Source organism: Vibrio sp. 9-16B-A1, assembly GCF_056726165.1.
In genome coordinates this window covers 614,511-636,234 of record NZ_JBSDZD010000001.1, presented here as the reverse complement: position 1 = coordinate 636,234, position 21,724 = coordinate 614,511, and the positions used below count along the sequence as shown (strand labels likewise).

Genomic DNA, 21,724 nt, shown 5'->3' with positions numbered 1-21,724 from the left:
CGCCGTCACGCAGCGATCAGCAGCTCTTTGGCGTTGGCCAGGGTGGTGTCGGTGATCTGGCTGCCACCGAGTAGACGGGCCAGTTCTGCCACGCGCTGGTCGTTATCCAGGCGGCGCATCTGGGTTTCGGTTTTGCCTGCTTTGGTCTGCTTGGCAACAAACATCTGCTGGTGTCCGCAACCAGCGACCTGCGGCAGGTGGGTCACACACAGTACCTGGGTAGACTCGCCCAGGGTACGCAGCATTTTGCCGACCACGGCGGCGGTCGGGCCGCTGATACCTACGTCGACTTCATCGAAGATAAGGCTAGGGGTATCGACTTTCTGTGCGGTAATAACCTGAATGGCCAGCGAGATCCGTGAAAGCTCACCACCGGAGGCGACTTTGGCGATCGGCTGCATTGGCTGACCCGGGTTGGTGGATACCAGGAACGTGACACGGTCGATACCCAGTGGCGAGGCGTTGTTTTCATCGCGCACCACGTCAATGCAGAACTTGGCTTTCTCCATGCTCAGTTCGTGCATGCTCTGGCTGATCAGCTTGTTGAGCTCTTTGGCGTAGCGCAGGCGGGATTTGTTGAGCTTGTCGGCGGCGCTCAGGAACTCGCTGCGTTTGGCTTCTACGTCCTGGGTCAGGGCATCGAGTTTTTCGTCTGAGCAGTCCAGTGCGTCGACCTGTTTCAGCAGATCCTGATGATGGCCGTACAGCTCTTCCGGCATGACATGGTGTTTGCGCGCCATCGACATGACTTTGGAGAAACGTTCTTCCACAAAGGCCATGCGTGCCGGGTCAACGTCGATGCCATCGAGGTAGTGGCGCAGTTCACTGTTGGCTTCTTCAAGCTGGATCATGGCTTCTGCCACCATATCCGGCAGGGATTTGAGTGCCTCATCCAGTTCGGCCAGTTCGGTCAGGGTGTGGCTGACGTTTTGCAGCATGCCCAGTGCGTTGACTTCTTCACCTTCGTACAGCAGTTCAATCGCCTGCTGACATGAGCTTGCCAGTTCGCCGCTGTTGGCGAGGCGTTTATGTTCCTGCTCCAGTTCGGCAAACTCTTCTTCGCCCAGAGCCAGCTCGTTGAGCTCTTTGATCTGATATTCGAGCAGCTGCTTCTGGGCCTGGTTTTCCTGGCTGTTCTGGATCAGTTGCTTGAGGTGATTATCTGCCTGACGCCAGGCCTGGTAGCGCTTGCGGGCTTTTTCCAGCAGGCCTTTGTGCCCTGCGTACTGATCCAGCATCGCGAGCTGGTAGTCGCTTTTCATCAGCTGATGGTGGGCGTGCTGACCGTGAATATTGATCAGCAACTGGCCGAGGGATTTCAGCTGGGAGGCCGGTACCGGGCTGCCGTTAATAAAGGCTCTTGAGCGGCCTTCTTTTGTGATAACCCGGCGAAGAATGCACTCACTGCCTTCAAGCAGGTCGTTATCTTCCAGCCAGCGTGTAGCCTGGACGTTGTTATCCAGAATAAAGGAGGCGCTGACATCAGTTTTCTCTTCGCCCTGGCGCACCATGCCGGCTTCGGCGCGGTCACCCAGGCACAGGCCGAGTGCATCAATGGCAATGGATTTACCGGCACCGGTCTCACCGGTAATGGTGGTCATGCCTGAAGCGAGTTCGAGTTGTAGCGATTTTACAATAGCAAAATTATTTACACTGAGATGGGCCAGCATCCTGATCACCTGTATAACTGAACAATACTGTATATCGACACAGTATATACTGTTTCTTTATACAGTAAAGTTGTACAGGTGTTTTTTTGTGAGCTAAAACCAGGGACTTACCTGGCTGCTGTGCTTAAAACAGCTTGCTCGACCAGCCCAGTTTGCTGCGCAATACGTGGTAGTAGCTGTAATCTTTAGGGTGGATAAGCCTGAGTTCGTCCGGGCTTTTGAAGATATGGACTTCATCTCCCGGGGATACCGGAAGGGATACCTGACCGTCACAGCTCACTTCCTGAGTGCCGCGGTTATCCGGCGAGATCAGCAGCTTGATACGGCGGTTGCCGTCTACCACCAGAGGGCGGCTTGATAAGGTGTGCGGGAACATAGGCACCAGGCTGATGGCATCAAGACTTGGTGACAGGATAGGGCCACCGCCGGAAAGCGAGTAAGCGGTAGAGCCGGTAGGTGTTGAGACGATAAGGCCGTCCGAGCGCTGGGAAAAGGCGAAGGTGTCGTCAATATAGACTTCAAATTCTATCATGTGTGCGATCTGGCCCGGGTGCAGCACCGCTTCGTTCAGTGCGGCGTTGTGGCTTTTTACCATGCCGTGGCGGTGTACTTCAGATTCAAGCAGAAAGCGGCTCTCTTCAATATATTCGCCCTCAAGCACTTTGGTCAGTGCCTGTTCAAACTCTTCCGGATTCAGATCGGTCAGGAAACCCAGGTTGCCCCGGTTTACGCCGATAACAGAGATGTCGTAACGCGACAGTACTCTTGCTGCACCCAGCATGTTGCCGTCACCACCCACAACAATCGCCAAATCGGCCTTTTCACCGATTTCGGGCAGGGTAGTGAAATATTCTGTATCAATATCAGTGAGAATATCCTTCAGGCGATCGTCGAACAGTACCGGATAGCCCTGAGCGGTCAGCCAGTGGAACAGTTCTTTGTGGGTCTGTACGGCTTTGTGATCACGGGGTTTACCAATAATGGCGATAACCTGGAATGGCTTTGACATTGGCAAAATCCATAGTTTGTGGGTTAGAGGGAGTTTTTATGCTTGAATCGCAAATCTTCGTCCCCATAATAAAGGCAAGTTGAAGCACTATGCGAGTGTTTTGTCGTAAAAAAGAAAAGGAAATACTCGCTTCTGAATTCTGGAGATATCATGAGTCACGAAGAGAACAAAGTTAAAGACGAAGAGCTGAAGCAGCAGGAAACTACTGAAACAGAAGAAGTCGAAGCAGTAGGTACTGACGCAGATATCGATTGGAACGAAGAGCAGGATGAGACTGAAGCGAAAATCGCTCAGCTGGAAGCAGCACTTCTGAGCAGCGAAGCACGTGTAAAAGAGCAGCAGGACAGCGTGCTGCGTGCGAAAGCGGAAGTTGACAACATGCGTCGTCGTACCGAGCAGGAAATTGAAAAAGCACGCAAGTTCGCGCTGGAGCGTTTTGCTGGTGAGCTGCTGCCGGTTATTGATAACCTGGAACGCGCAATGCAGTCTGCAGACAAAGAGAACGAAGCAGTAGCCCCTGTTCTTGAAGGCGTTGAGCTGACTCATAAAACCTTCGTTGATACTGTGGCGAAATTTGGCCTGAAAGAGATCAACCCTGAAGGCGAAGCGTTCAACCCTGAGTTCCACCAGGCGATGTCTATCCAGGAAAGCCCGGATCACGAGTCAAACACCGTTATGATGGTAATGCAGAAAGGCTACGAGCTGAACGGCCGCGTAGTTCGCCCTGCAATGGTAATGGTTGCGAAGTAAATCGCAGCTTAAAAGCCGGAATAGAAGAAACACCTGTCGTGAAAGCGGCGGGTGTTTTTTTATTTAAGGCGCTGGGCTCTGGGCGCCAGGCCCTGGGGGAGTTCGCTGGAGAACCAGTGGCAAAGTAAGTGATACTTTCTTGTCAGAAAGAGCTGAGCAGGCAAATTCGCTTGTAGAGCCCAGAGCCCAGAGCCCAGAGCCCAGAGCCCAGAGCCCAGAGCCCAGAGCCCAGAGCCCAGAGCCTTTTTTTTCCATTTTTTTTCACCCCCACCCTTGAAAAGGATTCTCCCGCCCCTATTTAAGGTGCATACAAGAAGCAAACTGCTTGAAATTAATTTTGTAAACAGGGTTGAAACCCAATCCTGATACCCCAATTTTTGGGGATATACAAAGATAGACTATAGATTTTCGGAGATAGCCTGATGGGTAAAATCATTGGTATTGACTTAGGTACTACTAACTCTTGTGTTGCTGTTCTGGACGGCGACAAGCCTCGCGTAATTGAGAACGCTGAAGGCGAGCGTACAACTGCATCTGTAATTGCATACACAGACGGTGAAACGCTGGTTGGTCAGCCTGCGAAACGTCAGGCAGTTACTAACCCAGAGAACACTCTTTACGCAATCAAGCGTCTGATCGGTCGTCGTTTTGAAGACGAAGAAGTACAGCGCGACATCGAAATCATGCCTTACAAAATCGTTAAGGCTGACAACGGCGATGCATGGGTTGAAGCGAAAGGCGAGAAAATGGCCGCTCCTCAGGTTTCTGCTGAAGTTCTGAAAAAGATGAAGAAAACCGCAGAAGACTTCCTGGGTGAAGAAGTAACCGGCGCAGTAATCACTGTTCCTGCATACTTCAACGACTCTCAGCGTCAGGCAACTAAAGATGCCGGCCGTATCGCGGGTCTGGAAGTTAAGCGTATCATCAACGAACCAACTGCTGCTGCTCTGGCTTACGGCCTGGACAAGCAGGAAGGCGACCGTACTATCGCGGTATACGACCTGGGTGGTGGTACTTTCGATATCTCAATCATCGAAATCGACAACGTTGAAGGCGAGCAAACCTTCGAAGTACTGGCAACCAACGGTGACACTCACCTGGGTGGTGAAGACTTCGATAACCGTCTGATCAACTACCTGGTAGAAGAATTTAACAAAGAGCAGGGTATCAACCTTAAGAACGATCCTCTTGCTATGCAGCGTGTTAAAGAAGCAGCAGAGAAAGCGAAAATCGAACTGTCTTCAGCGCAGCAAACTGACGTTAACCTGCCATACGTGACTGCTGACGCGACTGGTCCTAAGCACATGAACGTTAAAGTGACCCGTGCGAAACTGGAAGCGCTGGTAGAAGACCTGGTACAACGTTCTCTTGAGCCAATGAAAGTTGCTCTGGCTGACGCAGACCTGTCTGTAAGCGACGTAACTGACGTAATCCTGGTAGGTGGTCAGACCCGCATGCCTATGGTTCAGCAGAAAGTTGCTGAGTTCTTCGGTAAAGAAGCACGTCGTGACGTGAACCCGGATGAAGCAGTAGCAATGGGTGCTGCAGTTCAGGGTGGTGTACTGGCTGGTGACGTTAAAGACGTACTGCTGCTGGACGTAACTCCTCTGTCTCTGGGTATCGAAACTATGGGTGGCGTAATGACTACTCTGGTTGAGAAGAACACGACTATCCCAACTAAAGCGAACCAGGTTTTCTCTACTGCAGAAGACAACCAGAACGCGGTAACTATCCACGTTCTTCAGGGTGAGCGTAAGCAGGCGATGTACAACAAGTCTCTGGGTCAGTTCAACCTGGAAGGCATCAACCCGGCTCCTCGTGGTATGCCTCAGATCGAAGTTACTTTCGACCTGGATGCGGATGGTATCCTGCACGTATCTGCTAAAGACAAGCAGACTGGTAAAGAGCAGAAGATCACTATCCAGGCTTCTGGTGGTCTGAGCGACGCTGACATCGAGAAGATGGTAGCTGAAGCAGAAGCAAACAAAGACGCGGACAAGAAGTTCGAAGAGCTGGTTTCTGCACGCAACCAGGCTGACCAGATGATCCACGCGACTAACAAGCAGATTGAAGAAGCGGGTGACGCTCTGCCAGCAGACGAGAAGACTAAGATCGAAGCTGCTATCGCTGAACTTGAAGAAGCTAAGAAAGGCGACGACAAAGAAGCGATCGAAGCGAAAGTTCAGGCTCTGATGCAGGCTGCTCAGAAACTGATGGAAATCGCACAGCAGAAAGCTCAGGCTGAAGCAGCTGCTCAGGGTGGCGCAGAAGGCGAACAACCTAAGCAGGACGACGACGTTGTTGATGCTGAGTTTGAAGAAGTAAACGACAAGAAATAATGCTTGTTCGGCAGCGCAGCAGGGCTGATAACGGTTCTGCTGCCTGATTTTGAAACAGGTTCCTTGTTTCAATAGATCGTCAGCGGGCGTCAGAGGTAACTCTTACGCCCGTTGGTTTGTTTGGTTTTTGGTAAAAAGCTAATCAAGATAAGAGGCTCTGGAAGCTTGTCCACTTTTGGTCGTGAGTTTTGGCCAGAAGAATGAGTGCTGAAATAACAGCAGACTCCGGGCGGGCTCCTCCCCTTTTCAAGGGGAGGCTGGGAGGGGTTAAAAGGCAGGGTGCGTCAGGTGTTAAACTGAGCCCGGCCAGGAAACCCCCTCTAACTCCCCCTTGCAAAGGGGGAGAACCAGATCGAGCGTGTTGCAGGACCCAGGACCCAGGACCCAGGACCCAGGACCCAGGACCCAGGACCCAGGACCCAGGACCCAGGACCCAGAACTCTTATCTGGATTGATACAACCACCAGGCGGGAAATTCCCTCCCGTTTGCAGTAAGAAATTGGTGACAAATAGCATGTCGAAACGTGATTTTTACGAAGTATTAGGCGTAGGCCGTGATGCATCTGAGCGCGATATTAAGAAAGCGTATAAGCGCCTGGCGATGAAATACCACCCGGACCGTAACCAGGGTGACGATTCTGCCGCGGATAAGTTTAAAGAAGTAAAAGAAGCGTACGAAATTCTGACCGATGCTCAGAAGAAAGCAGCATACGACCAGTACGGCCATGCAGCCTTTGAACAGGGCGCGGGTGGCTTTGGTGGCGGCGGCTTCGGTGGCGGCGGTGCTGACTTCGGCGACATCTTTGGCGATGTATTTGGTGACATCTTCGGTGGCGGCCGTCGTGGCGGTGGTCAGGCACGTGCTCAGCGCGGCGCAGACCTGCGTTACAACATGGAGCTGTCTCTGGAAGAAGCGGTACGCGGCTGCTCGAAAGAGATCGAAGTACCGACTCTGGTAGAGTGTGATTCGTGCCACGGCAGCGGCGCGAAGAAAGGCTCAACCCCTGAAACCTGTGGTACCTGTCATGGTCACGGCCAGGTTCAGATGCGTCAGGGCTTCTTTGCGGTTCAGCAGACCTGTCCTACCTGTCACGGTAAAGGCAAGATCATTAAAGACCCTTGTAATGCCTGTCACGGCCAGGGCCGTAAGCAGAAGACCAAGACCCTGAACGTGAAGATCCCGGCTGGCGTAGACACCGGTGACCGCATTCGTCTGTCAGGCGAGGGCGAAGCTGGCGAAATGGGCGCACCAGCGGGCGATCTGTACGTACAGGTTCACGTGCGTGAGCACCACATCTTTGAACGTGAAGGCAACAACCTGTACTGTGAGGTGCCGGTAAGCTTTGCGATGTCAGCACTGGGCGGCGAAGTAGAAGTACCGACCCTGGATGGCCGCGTAAACCTTAAGGTGCCGGAAGAGACGCAAACAGGCCGTATGTTCCGCATGCGTGGTAAAGGTGTGAAAGGCGTTCGTGGCGGCGGTGTAGGCGATCTTATCGTTAAACTGGTCGTCGAGACTCCGGTTAAACTGAGCGCCCGTCAGAAAGAACTGCTGCGTGAGTTTGAAGAGAGCTGTGGCGGTGCATCGGGCAACAAGCACAGCCCGAAATCAGAAGGCTTCTTCAAAGGCGTGAAAAAGTTCTTTGATGACCTGACCAGCTGATAATCAGCAACTCTTTTTAAAGCCGGACCCTGTGTCCGGCTTTTTCATATTTACGGAATCTGGTTACCAGCAGTTTGCTGGCAGGCGCTCACCACTCCCTTTCAGGCTCAGTGTCCCGCAGCTGTCACTATGCTGGTTGCCTTTTGGCACGGCAGTAATGGTGTAGCTGGTGCCGGCACTGTTGATGGAAAACGTGTAGTTTGCCTGGTCGCTCAGGCAGTCATTGCACTGCTGGCCATTGAACAGATTGCTCCAGTGGTATGCGCCATCCCAGCTTTTTTCTACTTCCATTTGCAGCATCAGCATGTCTGTCATTGCAGCATTACGGGCGCTGCTCTCCAGCTGACTTGTATACGCACCGGTCGCGACAAACGCGAGTATCCCGATAATTGCCACTGCCAGCAGCAATTCGATCAATGTCATTCCCGCCAGATGTAAGCGCTGCGCTTTACAGGTAATTTTTCGAGCCTTTTCCATATATTACTTAATGTCAGATGAGCCAGATTGCTGTGATGTTAGCATTGCTGTTAAATGCTACTGGTTGAATATTTTGGGAAGCGGGAAATGGATCGCGGTTTTAGTTTGCTGGAGATGATGGTTACGGTGGTGATCCTGACCGGGATCGCAGTGGTGGCGGTGCCTTCTTATCAGCAAAACCGCAAAGAGCAGCAGTTGCATCAGCTGGCAAATAACCTGCTGCATTTCAGCTCCCAGGCGAAATACGAGGCCGTGGTCCGCAATAAAGAACTGGCTCTGATATGGACACCGGCTACGGCAACTTCCCCCTGGAAACTGACGCTGCATGCCGGAGTCAATGCGACGGATGAGGTATTGGCCAGGATAACAGGAGATGAATACTCCTCCCTGAAGGTCGAGTGGAACTTTAACGGAACAAACCACTTTAAGTTCAACCGGTTAAATGGCCGGCCTTTAACTCCTGGGAATATTCGCTTTTGGATCACCCGGGGTGAATCAATAAAAGTAACAAACTCATCAGTTTCCGGACGACAAAGAGTGTGTGCAGTGGAGAAGGCAGTTTATGGCTATCCAAAGTGTTAACCGGTCGCGTGGCTTTACCATGATTGAGCTGCTGATCGCGCTCGCGTTGTCGGGGATGGTGATCGCCGCTGTCGGTGCCTTGTATATCTCGGTGCTCAAAGACCAGACCAGGCGTACAGAGCAGCTGCTGGTGATGCAGGGGGTGGATGACGTATTGTCTTATATCCGGCGTGACGCGTTGCGTGCCGGCTACAGTGCTTCTGGCCTGCTGCCAGCCTCCGGAGCCGGAGCTGTTATTGAGGTGACCCCTTCATCACTGGGCTATCGCTACTATGATGGGGCAGATCATTATGTTACCCAGTTCGTTTTAGAGAGCAATCAGATCAAGCTGTGCCGTAAGAAGGTCTCTTCCTCTGCCGGACTGGCCGCATGTGGCTCTTCACATGAGCACCTTACTGATCAAAATACTATCCAGGTGAATCAGTTTTTGGTCAGTGCTTTGCCATCAGTCTCGGCAGCTTACATCACCATTACTCTGTCCGCCTCACTGAAAAACGGCGAACATCCCTACCAACAAACCGTTTCATTCCTGCAGAGGAACTGACATGCCTGCTCATTCCCGTGGTTACGCCACCTTACTGGTTACCGTATTTCTTGTGATTGCCATGTTGCTGCTTACCCTTGGCAGCCACCGCAATACTTTTTTTGAAATCAAAAAAGTCCGCAATCAGCTGCTGGCCCGCACCCACGCCTGGCAGGCAGAAGGGGGGCTGGAGTGTATTTATGCCCAGGTACAGAAAACGGGGGCCGTACCGGCTGCGCCTGACAAGTGTGGGGGAAACAGCGGGCTCAGTTTGAGCGTGACGGATCTTGGTGGGGGGAGGTATGAGCTGGCTTCGCAGTTTGAGCAGGTGGCGGTTAAGCGGCGTGTGAGCGCAAGCAGCTCCATGTTGCGGGGCGCCCTGCAGGCGAGTGCAAACCTGCACTTTCATTCATCATTTTCTGTTTATACCCCGGATCCAGGTAAGGAAACCGATGACGGTTGGGAGTGTACAGCGATCACTTACCGGGATTACCTTCATCTTGGTGCTGCGTTTGATAACAAAGGGGTAGTTCACGGGAATGAGCCATGGAACGGTTTTGACACAGAGAACTACAATCCGGCGACCAATACTTCGAAAGATTGCCTGTCAACACACAAGACGATAACGGGAACGGATCTTAAGCAGGATATGGTAAAGGACGGTAATGTCAGTCCATTTAAGAGTTTTTTTAATGAGGATAAAGCTAACTATAAACAGGTGCGTGACAGTGGAGAATTTGCTGTTTTACGTCCGTCAGGAACCTCTTTAGTGTTGGCTAACTGTGGTGAGGCATTGAGGCGGGCAATAACAGCCACGGATACTGAAGGCAAATCTACAGGTGATAAAAAGCAGGACAAGATATGGGTTGAAGGGGGGTGTGAGATAAAAGCAGAAGAGTATGATGCTTTGGTTGCTGCCAGCCAGGATACAGAAGGTGTTCTGATTGTTATCCATAACGGACCAGTATCTGTTATGGGGAAAGGAACTGCAGGCAAGGAAAGCAGGGCTTTTAAAGGCAGTCTTGTCGCCTTTAACTCCACTTATGAGCCTAAAACAAATGACTGGGGTGGAATGAAAGCTAACGAGTATATTTCGGCTACTACCAGTGATTTTAATAAAGCTCTTCGCGAAAAAGCGGGCTTCTATCAGCATGGCGCATTTACTTTCAGCGGCGGTATGTTTCTGGACATGCCGGATCAATACGCTCTGTTTTATACTTCCTTCGCTCTTAACTACAACAGGGATGTTATCAACAAAACCCGCTCGTCATTTACTAAACCAAAATGGGAGGCAGGTTCCTGGCATGACTTCTGATAAATACATCCGTGGTGCGGGACTGCCCGAAGTGCTGATCTCCCTGGTGATGGTCAGCGTTGCGGCGCTGGCGATGGTCAGTATGCACACCTATTTTACCCATCAGCTCGATTTTGCCCGTCACAGTCAGCAGGCACTTTACTGTGCAGAGTCCAAACTGGAGTGGTTTCGCACCAGTGGGGTTGCCGGCGGTATCGACTTTGCCGCGATCACCAGTGATACAGAGACGTGTCAGGGGGATTATACGCTCAGGTGGACTGTTACCGGCGGAACCGGTAACAGTGCAGGAGCTCTGCACAAAGTGTCGATAGAAAGCCGCTGGACAGACAGCCAAAACCAGCCTCAGAGTATTACGCTCGAAACCATGATTTCGAAGCACAGCAAGTTTTGATAATTGTAATAAAATGTAACTGATACAAAATATCTATAGAACTGTCATTAGTTATGGTTTTCGCTGTTTTTATTGGCCTGACAGCTGGTTATTAACTTGCTGATGACACGTATTTGTCGTGCTTGTTAATGTTGGGTGCAGTTAATGTTGTTTTGATGTATGTAAAACCGGAATATATGACTGAGCCTGAAATTCCGTATGGTTGATTGTACTTTTTAATAGCTGGTAAATTAGAATATGCTATTGAGGAGATGAGCAATAATAATCAAACAATCTGCTCGCTAAACACCAACATCACAACCAACGGGGTTACTATGAGTAACGAAGCTGCAAAGCAGGCGCCGTCACCGTCTTCATCGGGGATGGATCGCTTTCTGAATTTTATCGAACGCGCAGGTAACAAGATACCTGATCCGGCAATCTTATTCTTTTGGGCACTTATCATCGTTTGGGGTGCGTCAGCGCTACTTTCTAACGTTTCTTTTGATCTGATCAACCCGCGTACCGGTGAAGCCCTGATCGTTAATAACCTGCTGACAGGCGAAGCCCTGGCGCACTTCCTGGCGAACATGGTTAAGACCTTTACTGGTTTTGCTCCGCTGGGCATTGTACTGGTTGCTATGCTGGGTGTGGGCGTTGCAGACTCTTCCGGCTTTATTACTACCGGCCTGAAGAAGATGCTGAACTTCACTCCGGCAAAACTGCTGACCCCTATGCTGATCCTGGTGGCGATCGTTTCGCACACGGCAGCGGATGCGGGTTACGTTCTGGTTATTCCGCTGGGTGGTATTATCTTCCACGCAGCTGGCCGTCACCCTCTTGCGGGTATCGCTGCTGCGTTCGCGGGCGTATCGGGCGGTTTCTCTGCTAACTTTATTCCTTCTGGTATTGACCCACTGCTGGCTGGCTTTACCCAGACTGCGGCTCAGGTTCTTGACCAGGATTACGTGATCAACCCACTGGCGAACATTTTCTTCACCGGTCTTTCTTCAATCATCATCATTGCTATCGGCTGGTACGTGACTGAGAAGATCATCGAACCCCGTCTGAAAAACACCCCGGTAGATGAAGACGCAGAAGAAGCACCGGATCTGGGCTCTTTCACTGCGATCGAATCTAAAGCATTCCGCTACGCGGGCTGGGCAATGGTTGCCGGTATCGCACTGCTGGTTGCGGCTATCATGCCGGAAAACTCGGCGCTGCGTTCACCAGAAGGTGAAATCACCGCGTTCTCTGCACCGCTGATGAAGTCTATCGTACCGCTGATTTTTATCCTGTTTATCATCCCGGGCATCGTGTATGGCCGCGTGGCTGGCACCTTCAAGAGCAGCAACGATGTGATCAAGGCGATGTCTGAGACCATGGCGACCATGGGTGCATACATCGTGATGTCTTTCTTCTGTGCTCAGTTCCTGGCGGCATTCAGCCAGTCAAACATCGGCACCATGCTGGCGTTGTACGGCGCAGAAGGTCTGAAGGCACTGAACCTGCCAGGTCAGGCAACCGTTGTGGGTATGATCCTGCTGACGGCGTGTGTGAACCTGCTGGTTGGCTCTGCATCGGCTAAATGGGCCCTGATTGGTCCTATCCTGGTACCAATGCTGATGGCGGTAGGTATCTCTCCTGAGCTGTCGCAGGCGGCTTACCGTGTAGGTGACTCAGTATCTAACATCATCTCACCTCTGATGGTGTTCTTCCCACTGGTAGTGGTTTACTGTCAGCGCTATGTGAAGTCGACGGGTATCGGTACCCTGGCTTCTCTGATGATGCCGTTCTCTATCGCAATGCTGATCGGCTGGACTATCTTCCTGCTGGCTTACTGGGCGGTGGGTATCCCTCTGGGTATTCAGGCTCCGTACACCTACACTATGTAAAACACAGATTTAATGACAAAGCCCCGCATCATGCGGGGCTTTTTGTTTTCTGTTATATCTTTGCTGAATCGGAATCTGCTTGTTGTATAAAAATTTGAAATATTAAAATAATCCTATAAAAATTTAATGACTAAATTAATGGTGGATGCGTTTGATTATCTGTGGTTCACAGGTTTCAAATTGAAGCTAATAACTGCATTTTTGTGTGTTTATGGCTATATGTCCTTTTTGTCGGTTGCTGGGTAAGTTTTACAGCTGGTGTTGGCTTTGATAGGGTTTGGCGTCATCAAATTATAAGTAAAACGCAACATTGTATAGGAAGTAACCATGACTGAGGCGGCAGCCCCACAACCAAAAAGCTCCGGCGTTATAGGGTTCATTGAACGGGCCGGTAAGAAAATCCCTGATCCTGTGATCATCTTTATGTTTTTGTTCACCCTTTGTCTGGTGCTCACAGGTCTGATGGATGGCGTAAGTTTTGAAACCATCGGTAAAGGTGGCGAAGCGGTTCAGTTCAGCATTAAGAACATGCTGGCGACTGAAAACGTACGCTGGCTGTTCGATAATGCCCTGCTGCAAAACTGGCTGGCATTTGGCCACGGCGTTTTGGGTATCATTCTGATTGTAATGCTGGGGGTCGGCATTGCTGAAAACTCGGGCCTGCTGACGGCAGTAATCAAGAAAGTTGGCCTGAAGATCAGTGAACGCCTGCTGCCAATGCTGATTGTATTCCTGGGCATTATGAGCTCACTGGCGGCAGATGCCGGTTACCTGGTACTGATCCCGCTGGCTGGTCTTCTCTACGCTGGTCTGGGCAAAAACCCGCTGATCGGTATGGCGGCGGCGTTTGCCGGTGTATCGGCTGGTTTCAGTGCTAACCTGCTGCCTGCGACTCCGGTAGACGTGGTACTGGGTGTGAACGCCAAGATCTTTGCTGAATCTCAGAACGTGCCTTTCGTTGGCCGTAACGGTGAAGAGCTGAACCCGGCGACTATGCACTACTTCTTCGTACTGGTTTCCACTTTTATGCTGGCGATCGTTGGCGCATGGATCACTACCCGTTTTGTGACTCCGCGTCTGGAGAAGATGTCTTATCAGTTGCCGGAAGAAGTTAACTTTGACGAGTTTGAGCTGACCGCTGCAGAGAATAAAGGTCTGCGCTGGGCAGGTGTTGGCCTGCTGGTATCACTGGCGGTGATCTATGGCCTGGCGGTTGGTCCTCTGGCGACCTACACCAATGAAGCGGGCAAGGAAGTTACTCCTTACCTGAACAACATTATTCTGCTTATTTCGCTGGTATTTGCCATCACCGGTCTGAGCTACGGTTTTGCGACCGGTAAGTTTAAGAAGCTTCAGGACGTGGTTGCGGCCATGGTGAAGCAGATGAACACCATGGGTTATATCCTGGTACTGACTTTCTTCTGCTACAACTTCCTGGCGCTGCTGAGCTACTCTGGTCTGGGCACTTATGTGACTTATCTGGGGGCGACTTTCCTTCAGTCCCTTGGTCTGCAGGACTTCCCGGCACTGATGCTGGTTGGCTTTATCCTGACGACGGCGGTTATTAACCTGTTCGTTGGCGGCCTGACCTCTAAGTGGATGCTGCTTGGTCCGATCTTCGTACCTATGCTGTACCAGGTGAACCCGGACATGACCCCGGATCTGGTGACTGCAGCGTACCGCGTGGCGGACTCATCAACCAACATTATCACGCCGATGATGAGCTATGCAGGCGTGGTACTGGCCTTTATGCGTAAGTACAAGCCTGAGCTGACCTTTGGTGATGTGATAGCGATGATGGTGCCTTACTCTGTGGCGTTCCTGACCCTGTGGTCTGGTGTGCTGGTGGCTTTCTTTGCCTTTGGCCTGCCACTGGGCTTCTGATCCCTTTATCTCATGACAAGCCCGGCCATCGCGCCGGGCTTTTTGTTTGGTATACTAAGCGGCCTTATTTCCCCAAGAGAGCAACACGTGACCGGATTTACCCCTCAGGACGAACACTTTATGCGCCTTGCCATGGCGCAGGCAGAAAAAGCGGAACAGGAAGGCGAAGTGCCGGTTGGCGCTGTGCTGGTCAAAGACGGAGAGGTGATAGCTGAGGGCTGGAACCGTTCGATCACCACCAATGATGCGACTGCTCATGCAGAAGTGATGGCGCTGCGCGCAGCAGGGGATAAGCTGCAAAACTACCGTCTGCTGGATACGACTCTGTACGTGACCCTTGAGCCCTGCCCGATGTGTGCCGGCGCGCTGCTGCACAGCCGGGTAAAGCGGATCGTATTTGGGGCGCCGGATTTAAAAGCCGGAGCGGCGGGTACGGTGCTGAATCTGTTTGAATCCCAGGCGGCTTATCACTATGCGACGATAGAGTCCGGGCTTTTGGAGCAGGAGTGCAGGGAGCAGTTGCAGGCGTTTTTTAAACGTCGCCGTAAGGAAATTAAAGAGAAGAGAAAGCAGGAGAGGGAGTCTTAAGGCAAACACCAGAGCTGATGTTTGCCATTTGAGGGTTTATTCCATACACGCCAGGAAGCCACGGCTGCGCCAGATAACTTTTTTCTTGTTATTGGACAGCATACGCTTACGGCGGTTGGACGATACCGACTTTTTCACCAGACGGTTCATTTTACTTCTTTTAGAGAACATTCGTATTCCCCTTACCAATCTAACTGACGGCCGTTTTCGGCCTGTTATTATCATCTGTCTGAGGACAGTTTATCCCCTGACAGGTTTGTTATAGCGGGCGCATATTAAGGTTATATGACACTTCGCTGATCGTTTTGATTCACAAAAATAATGTATGGGTTTGCACGTCTCTTTTCAAGGGGTGAGGTGTGCCACAAAGTGCAGATTTGTGAGGCGTGCCACCAAATTATGGTGGCACATCTTAGTATTGGATTAGTTGTTGCTGGCTGTGGCCGATGAGGAAGTGCTTTCCGCGCTGCTGAGCGGGGATGATTCGACAACAGAGGCTGCCGCGGAAACCGCAGATGAAACCGGTACATCGATCACCAGCAGGTCACCGGTGTCCAGAGTCTGGTCGATGATCTGTTTCTTGTCTGAGTGGCCGATGATCGACTGGTAGTAACGGCGGATGTTTTCCACGTAGTTACGCGCTTCATCGCCACGGGCATAGCCGTAACGGGTAGTGCTGTAGTATTTCTTCTTCTTCAGCAGTGGCAGACGGTCTTTTACGTCGGCCCACGAGTCCGGGTCACCGCCCTGACGTTTGGTCAGGCGGCGCGCATCCATCATGTGGCCGTAACCCACGTTATAAGACGCCAGTGCAAACCAGATCTTCTCGTGCTCAGAAATGGAGTCCGGCACCCGTTTCACGATCCGGCGCAGGTACTCAACGCCACCACGCACTGACTGTTTTGGATCCAGGCGGTTAGTTACGCCCACACTCTTCGCGGTGGGCAGGGTCAGCATCATCATACCGCGTACACCGGTCGGAGATTTGGCGAGCGGATTCCAGTGGGACTCCTGATAAGCCAGTGCAGCGATCAGGCGCCAGTCGAACTCTTTGGCGTATTTCTTAAACAGCGGTTCCCATTTAGGCAGCTTGCTGTCGAGCGCGCGGATAAAGGCGCGGGTATCGACAAAATCAAAGCTTTCAACGTGGCCGAAGTATTTCTCTTCCAGCCGGTCCAGTTTTCCGGAGACTTTCATTTCACCGAAATACTCGATCAGCAGCGCGTACAGGCTTTCATCGTCTGAGCGTCGCATAAACCAGGAGGTCGGCTGATCTTCGGTCACCTCAAAGGCGACAGCCAGGGATGGGTAGATCCGCTGTGCAAGCGACAGTTCCACCGAATCGGCCATGGTCAGCTGCAGCTCTCCCTGCGATACCTGTTGCAGCAGATCGTTGACGTCAGAGTCTGAACTCGTGTCAAAGCTGAGCTCCGGATGTTCCTGTCTGAGCAGTTCAAGGCTGCGCTCAAAGTGCGAGCCCTTTACCACGGTGAGGGTTTTCTCTCTTTCGGCCAGCTGTTTCAGGTTGCGCGGGCGGTACTCGCCTTTCTTGTATACCACCTGCTGGCTGACATAGTAGTAGGTCGGACCGGCGCGGAAGCTTTTCAGCCGCTCCGGTGTCTGGCTCAGACCCGCGGCGATCATATCGATCTCGCCACGCTGCAGCGCAGGAAAAAGTTCTGCCAGACGGTAGGCGGGTTTCATTTCGAGTTTTACATCTAACTCATTGGCGAACTTCTTGGCAAGTTCGTAGTCGAGTCCGGTTGGCCCGTCCGGGCCGATATAGTATGAGAGCTGGTTGTTGAGCGTACCCACCCGCAGGGTGCCGCGCTCGACAATTTTCTCGAGTTCATTTTTCGGATCGGACTCTATCTGGCAGCCAATCAGACCAAGGCCTACGGCCATGATGGTGACTACTTTAATCCATCCGTTTCTGGTTCTGTAATTCTTCAAAATCCAACACTCATACATCATATCTGCCTGCCTTTATACCAAAGCCCACCGGGGGGGCAAAGCAGCAGAAATAAAAACAGTGAAAAGCGACCGGAAAATCCGCGATTAAAAAAAAACACGCAAACGGTTGCTTTTGTGGTTACGTCACAAAAATTTTTGCTCTATAATACGCCCGCACAAGCGAGGTGAAATTGGGATAAGTTTTACAAATTGTACTTAACCTGCTGAATTTATTCCAATATCACCTTAACTAACTGCATAAGAGACCTAAGCACATGAGAATTTTGCGTGGCTCCCCAGCTCTTTCTGAGTTTCGTGTTAACAAACTACTGGAACTTTGCCGCGAGCAAGATCTGCCGGTAACAGGTATTTACGCAGAGTTTATGCACTTTGCTGACCTGACCGCTGACCTTGACGCGCCTGAGCTCGACAAACTTGAAAAGCTGCTGACTTACGGCCCGACTATCGAAGAGCATGAGCCGCAAGGTCTTTTACTGCTGGTGACTCCGCGTCCTGGCACTATCTCTCCGTGGTCTTCAAAGTCTACCGACATCGCACACAACTGTGGTCTGGACAAAGTAAAACGTCTGGAGCGTGGTACTGCGTACTACATCGAATCTTCACAGCCTTTGAATGCTGAACAGACCAACGCCGTGAAAGCGCTTATCCACGACCGCATGATGGAAGTGGTTTTCACTGAGCTGGAAGCTGCAGCAGCACTGTTTACTGTAGCTGAGCCTGCGCCGGTTGCTCAGGTAGATATCCTGGCCGGTGGCCGCAAAGCACTGGAGGAAGCGAACGTTTCTTTGGGTCTTGCGCTGGCAGAAGACGAGATCGACTACCTGGTTGAGAACTTCACCAAACTGGGCCGTAACCCGAACGACATCGAGCTGATGATGTTTGCTCAGGCGAACTCGGAGCACTGTCGTCACAAGATCTTCAACGCGGACTGGACTATCGATGGCGTAGACCAGGAAAAATCGCTGTTTAAGATGATCAAAAACACTTACGAGACTCACCCAGATTACGTTCTGTCTGCGTACAAAGATAATGCAGCGGTAATGGAAGGCTCTAAAGTAGGCCGTTTCTTCCCCAACCCGGAAAGCCGTCAGTACGGTTACCACCAGGAAGACGCGCACATTCTGATGAAGGTGGAAACCCACAACCACCCGACTGCGATCTCGCCATGGCCTGGTGCTTCTACCGGCAGCGGTGGTGAAATCCGTGACGAAGGCGCGACCGGTATCGGTGGCAAGCCTAAAGCGGGTCTGGTTGGTTTCACCACGTCTAACCTGCGTATTCCTGGCTTCGAGCAGCCATGGGAAACTGATTTTGGCAAGCCTGGCCGTATCGTAACTGCGCTGGACATCATGACCGAAGGCCCTCTGGGTGGCGCGGCGTTTAACAACGAGTTTGGCCGTCCTAACCTGCTGGGTTACTTCCGTACTTACGAAGAAAAAGTGACCTCTCACGCGGGTGAAGAGATCCGTGGTTACCACAAGCCAATCATGATCGCTGGTGGTATGGGTAACATCCGTGACGAGCACGTACAGAAGAAAGAGATCCCGGTTGGTGCAAAACTGATCGTACTGGGTGGTCCGGCGATGAACATCGGCCTGGGTGGCGGTGCGGCTTCTTCTATGGCCTCTGGCCAGTCGGCAGAAGATCTGGACTTTGCTTCCGTACAGCGTGAAAACCCTGAAATGGAGCGCCGTTGTCAGGAAGTGATCGACCGCTGCTGGCAGCTGGGTGAGCAAAACCCAATCGCCTTTATCCACGATGTGGGTGCGGGCGGTATCTCTAACGCACTGCCTGAGCTGGTAGACGACGGCGAGCGCGGCGGTAAATTCCAGCTGCGTGACGTACCAAACGATGAGCCGGGCATGAGCCCGCTGGAAATCTGGTGTAACGAGTCCCAGGAACGCTATGTAATGGCGGTTGCTCCTGAAAATATGGACGTGTTCGACGCTATCTGTAAGCGTGAGCGCGCACCGTACGCAGTAGTGGGTGAGGCAACTGAAGAGCGTCACCTGACTCTGGAAGATTCACACTTCGACAACACGCCAATCGATATGCCTATGGATATCCTGCTTGGCAAGCCGCCGAAGATGCACCGTGATGCGAAAACGCTGAAAGTAGACAGCCCGGCAATCAACCGTGACGGTATTGAGCTGAATGAAGCGGCTGACCGCGTGCTGCGTCTGCCAACCGTTGCAGAGAAGACGTTCCTTATCACCATCGGTGACCGTTCGGTAACGGGTCTGGTTGCACGTGACCAGATGGTAGGTCCATGGCAGGTGCCGGTAGCGAACTGCGCAGTAACTGCAGCGAGCTACGATACTTACCACGGTGAAGCCATGTCTATGGGTGAGCGTACTCCGGTTGCTCTGCTGGACTTTGGCGCGTCAGCACGTCTGGCTGTGGGTGAGTCCCTGACCAACATTGCAGGCTCCGACATTGGTGACATTAAGCGCATCAAGCTTTCTGCAAACTGGATGTCTCCTGCGGGTCACCCGGGTGAAGACGCGGGTCTGTACGAAGCAGTTAAAGCGGTGGGCGAAGAGTTGTGTCCGGCGCTGGGTCTGACTATCCCTGTGGGTAAAGATTCAATGTCTATGAAGACTAAGTGGAACGAGAACGGCGAAGACAAAGAAGTGACTTCACCGCTGTCTCTGGTTATCACTGCGTTTGGCCGCGTTGAAGACGTTCGCAAGACAGTGACGCCTCAGCTGCGTACTGACAAGGGCGAGACTTCACTGCTTCTGGTTGATCTTGGTAACGGTAAGAACCGTCTGGGCGCTACCGCACTGGCGCAGGTTTACAAGCAGCTGGGTGACAAGCCGGCAGACGTGGACAATGCTGAGCAGTTGAAAGGTTTCTTTGACGCGATGCAGACTCTGGTTCGTGATGACAGGCTGGTGGCTTACCATGATAAGGGTGACGGCGGTCTGTTCGTGACTCTGGCAGAGATGGCATTTGCCGGTCACTGTGGCGTGAAAGCTAACATCGAAGCGCTGGGTGATGACGCTCTGGCGGCGCTGTTCAACGAAGAGCTGGGTGCTGTCGTTCAGATTAAGAACGAAGACCTGGATGCGGTTAAGACCGTACTGGCTGCGAACGGCCTGGAAGCGTGTTCACACGTTATCGGCTCTGTTGAAGCGTCAGATGAGCTGGTTATCACCTCTGGTGAAACCGTGGTTCTTGAGCGTAACCGCACTGAACTGCGTACCATCTGGGCGGAAACGACCCATAAGATGCAGGCACTGCGTGACAACCCTGCGTGTGCAGACCAGGAGTTTGAAGCCAAGAAAGACAACACTGACCCGGGCCTGAACGTAAACCTGAGCTATGACGTTAACGAAGACGTTGCGGCACCGTTTATCGCAACCGGCGCCAGGCCTAAGATGGCTATCCTGCGTGAGCAGGGCGTGAACTCTCACGTTGAAATGGCAGCGGCGTTTGACCGCGCTGGCTTTGAAGCGGTTGATATTCACATGAGCGACATCCTGACCGGTCAGGCAGTACTGGAAGAGTACAACGGCCTGGTGGCTTGTGGAGGCTTCTCTTACGGTGACGTACTGGGCGCTGGTGAAGGCTGGGCGAAGTCAGTACTGTTCAATGCACAGGCACGTGACCAGTTTGAAGGCTTCTTCAAGCGTGAAGATACTTTCTCTCTGGGTGTATGTAACGGCTGTCAGATGCTGTCGAACCTGAAAGAGCTGATCCCGGGTGCTGATCTGTGGCCACGCTTTGTTCGCAACGAATCTGAGCGTTTTGAAGCACGCTTCAGCCTGGTTGAAGTTCAGAAGTCTGATTCTGTGTTCTTCAGTGGTATGGAAGGTTCACGTATGCCTATCGCTGTTTCTCACGGTGAAGGCCGCGTAGAAGTTCGCGACGGTGAGCACCTGAATGCGATTGAGAACTCAGGTACGGTGGCACTGCGTTACGTGGATAACCACGGTAACCCGACTCAGCAGTATCCGAACAACCCGAACGGCTCGCCAAATGCGATCACCGGTCTGACGACTGCTGATGGCCGCGTGACCATCATGATGCCTCACCCGGAGCGTGTGTTCCGTACCGTGGCGAACTCATGGCACCCGGACAGTTGGGGCGAAAATGGTGCGTGGATGCGTATGTTCCAGAACGCGCGTAAGAACCTGGGTTAATTCTCTCTCTTTTTAGCCCCGGAACCGCTGGCGTAAGCCGGCGGTTTTTTTATCGCCAAAAATGTGCTCTAATGCGCGCCCGGAATTTGAATCTGTGCAGGTGATGAGATCTGCACTTCATTGTGGAAAATATCATGGCCAACAGCAAAAAATTTAATATCAAGGTTTCTGAAAAGAAAAACGGCTGGTGCGCAGAGATCACCCGTCAGGTGACTTCACGCCGCAGCATCGTTTCAAAGCGCGAAATGGGCTTTGAAAGCGAAGAAAAGGCCATGGAGTGGGCTGAAGCAACTCTGGCAGAGTTCGTGGCAAACCAGGCAAAACGCAACGATCGTAAAGCCGAAAAACGCAGTGAGCGAGAAGCCGCAGCCCTGGCTGCAGCGGCTAAAGCCGCGGAAGCAAAAGCTGCCCGCGAAGCTGAGTCGGAAGACGAAGAGTAAAAAAGAAGAAGGGTTGGCGTGATGCCAACCCTTTTTTTGTTTGAGGCGCTAGGCTCGAGGCGCTTGGCCCTGGGGGGAGCTCGCTCTTAGAGAAGTG

Annotated in this window: 17 protein-coding genes; 12 read left to right on the top strand and 5 right to left on the bottom strand. The window is 52.1% G+C overall.

Going from position 1 to position 21,724, the window contains the following annotated elements; translation table 11 throughout:
• Positions 1–5: 5 nt before the first annotated feature.
• A complete protein-coding gene (gene recN, locus ACVB80_RS02895; RefSeq protein WP_481079753.1) occupies positions 6–1,670 on the bottom strand; it encodes a DNA repair protein RecN in 1,665 nt (554 codons plus the stop codon).
• A 124-nt stretch (positions 1,671–1,794) separates the two neighbouring features.
• Positions 1,795–2,679 (bottom strand): NAD(+) kinase, encoded by an 885-nt coding sequence (gene nadK / locus ACVB80_RS02890; protein WP_481079752.1) that lies wholly within the window; start codon positions 2,677–2,679, stop codon positions 1,795–1,797.
• 150 nt (positions 2,680–2,829) lie between these two features.
• Here nadK and grpE point away from each other — a divergent pair, with 150 nt between their 5' ends.
• From grpE to dnaJ, 3 genes are all read left to right on the top strand, one after another.
• Positions 2,830–3,429 (top strand): nucleotide exchange factor GrpE, encoded by a 600-nt coding sequence (grpE, locus tag ACVB80_RS02885; RefSeq protein WP_481079751.1) that lies wholly within the window; start codon positions 2,830–2,832, stop codon positions 3,427–3,429.
• A gap of 422 nt (positions 3,430–3,851) precedes the next feature.
• Positions 3,852–5,768: a molecular chaperone DnaK gene (gene dnaK / locus ACVB80_RS02880; protein ID WP_481079750.1), complete on the top strand. Its 1,917-nt coding sequence runs from the start codon at positions 3,852–3,854 to the stop codon at positions 5,766–5,768.
• Positions 5,769–6,282: 514 nt separating this feature from the next.
• The gene (dnaJ, locus tag ACVB80_RS02875) at positions 6,283–7,431 is read left to right on the top strand and encodes a molecular chaperone DnaJ (protein ID WP_481079749.1); all 1,149 of its coding nucleotides are present in this window, start codon (positions 6,283–6,285) and stop codon (positions 7,429–7,431) included.
• A 63-nt stretch (positions 7,432–7,494) separates the two neighbouring features.
• On the opposite strand, the gene ACVB80_RS02870 is transcribed toward dnaJ, so the two are convergent.
• Positions 7,495–7,854, bottom strand: coding sequence for a type IV pilin protein (locus ACVB80_RS02870; RefSeq protein WP_481079748.1), 360 nt, complete (start codon positions 7,852–7,854; stop codon positions 7,495–7,497).
• A gap of 141 nt (positions 7,855–7,995) precedes the next feature.
• Between ACVB80_RS02870 and ACVB80_RS02865 the strand changes: the two genes are divergently transcribed.
• The 7 genes from ACVB80_RS02865 (at position 7,996) to tadA (ending at position 15,065) form a co-directional block, all read left to right on the top strand.
• Positions 7,996–8,490: a GspH/FimT family pseudopilin gene (locus ACVB80_RS02865; protein ID WP_481079747.1), complete on the top strand. Its 495-nt coding sequence runs from the start codon at positions 7,996–7,998 to the stop codon at positions 8,488–8,490.
• The gene (locus ACVB80_RS02860) at positions 8,471–9,034 is read left to right on the top strand and encodes a PilW family protein (RefSeq protein ID WP_481079746.1); all 564 of its coding nucleotides are present in this window, start codon (positions 8,471–8,473) and stop codon (positions 9,032–9,034) included. Before ACVB80_RS02865 ends, ACVB80_RS02860 begins: the two co-directional genes overlap by 20 nt.
• A gap of 250 nt (positions 9,035–9,284) precedes the next feature.
• Positions 9,285–10,328, top strand: a complete 1,044-nt coding sequence (locus ACVB80_RS02855) for a hypothetical protein (protein ID WP_481079745.1) — start codon at positions 9,285–9,287, stop codon at positions 10,326–10,328.
• A complete protein-coding gene (locus tag ACVB80_RS02850; protein ID WP_481079744.1) occupies positions 10,318–10,719 on the top strand; it encodes a type IV pilus modification PilV family protein in 402 nt (133 codons plus the stop codon). The genes ACVB80_RS02855 and ACVB80_RS02850 overlap by 11 nt, the downstream gene beginning before the upstream one ends.
• A 314-nt stretch (positions 10,720–11,033) precedes the next feature.
• On the top strand, positions 11,034–12,593 hold the full coding sequence (locus ACVB80_RS02845; RefSeq protein ID WP_481079743.1) for an AbgT family transporter: 1,560 nt from the start codon (positions 11,034–11,036) through the stop codon (positions 12,591–12,593).
• Positions 12,594–12,920: 327 nt separating this feature from the next.
• Complete coding sequence (locus tag ACVB80_RS02840; protein ID WP_481079742.1) at positions 12,921–14,477, top strand: AbgT family transporter; 1,557 nt, start codon at positions 12,921–12,923, stop codon at positions 14,475–14,477.
• Positions 14,478–14,489: 12 nt separating this feature from the next.
• Positions 14,490–15,065: a tRNA adenosine(34) deaminase TadA gene (gene tadA / locus ACVB80_RS02835; RefSeq protein WP_481079741.1), complete on the top strand. Its 576-nt coding sequence runs from the start codon at positions 14,490–14,492 to the stop codon at positions 15,063–15,065.
• 36 nt (positions 15,066–15,101) lie between these two features.
• On the opposite strand, the gene ACVB80_RS02830 is transcribed toward tadA, so the two are convergent.
• Positions 15,102–15,236, bottom strand: a complete 135-nt coding sequence (locus ACVB80_RS02830) for a hypothetical protein (protein ID WP_481079740.1) — start codon at positions 15,234–15,236, stop codon at positions 15,102–15,104.
• A 252-nt stretch (positions 15,237–15,488) separates the two neighbouring features.
• Positions 15,489–16,970 carry a membrane-bound lytic murein transglycosylase MltF gene (gene mltF / locus ACVB80_RS02825; protein WP_481079911.1) on the bottom strand — a complete coding sequence of 494 codons (1,482 nt, stop codon included), beginning with the start codon at positions 16,968–16,970 and terminating at the stop codon, positions 15,489–15,491.
• Positions 16,971–17,293: 323 nt separating this feature from the next.
• Between mltF and purL the strand changes: the two genes are divergently transcribed.
• A complete protein-coding gene (purL, locus tag ACVB80_RS02820; RefSeq protein ID WP_481079739.1) occupies positions 17,294–21,187 on the top strand; it encodes a phosphoribosylformylglycinamidine synthase in 3,894 nt (1,297 codons plus the stop codon).
• Between the two features lie 134 nt (positions 21,188–21,321).
• Positions 21,322–21,627, top strand: coding sequence for a DUF3622 domain-containing protein (locus ACVB80_RS02815; RefSeq protein WP_481079738.1), 306 nt, complete (start codon positions 21,322–21,324; stop codon positions 21,625–21,627).
• The last annotated feature ends 97 nt before the right edge of the window (positions 21,628–21,724 follow it).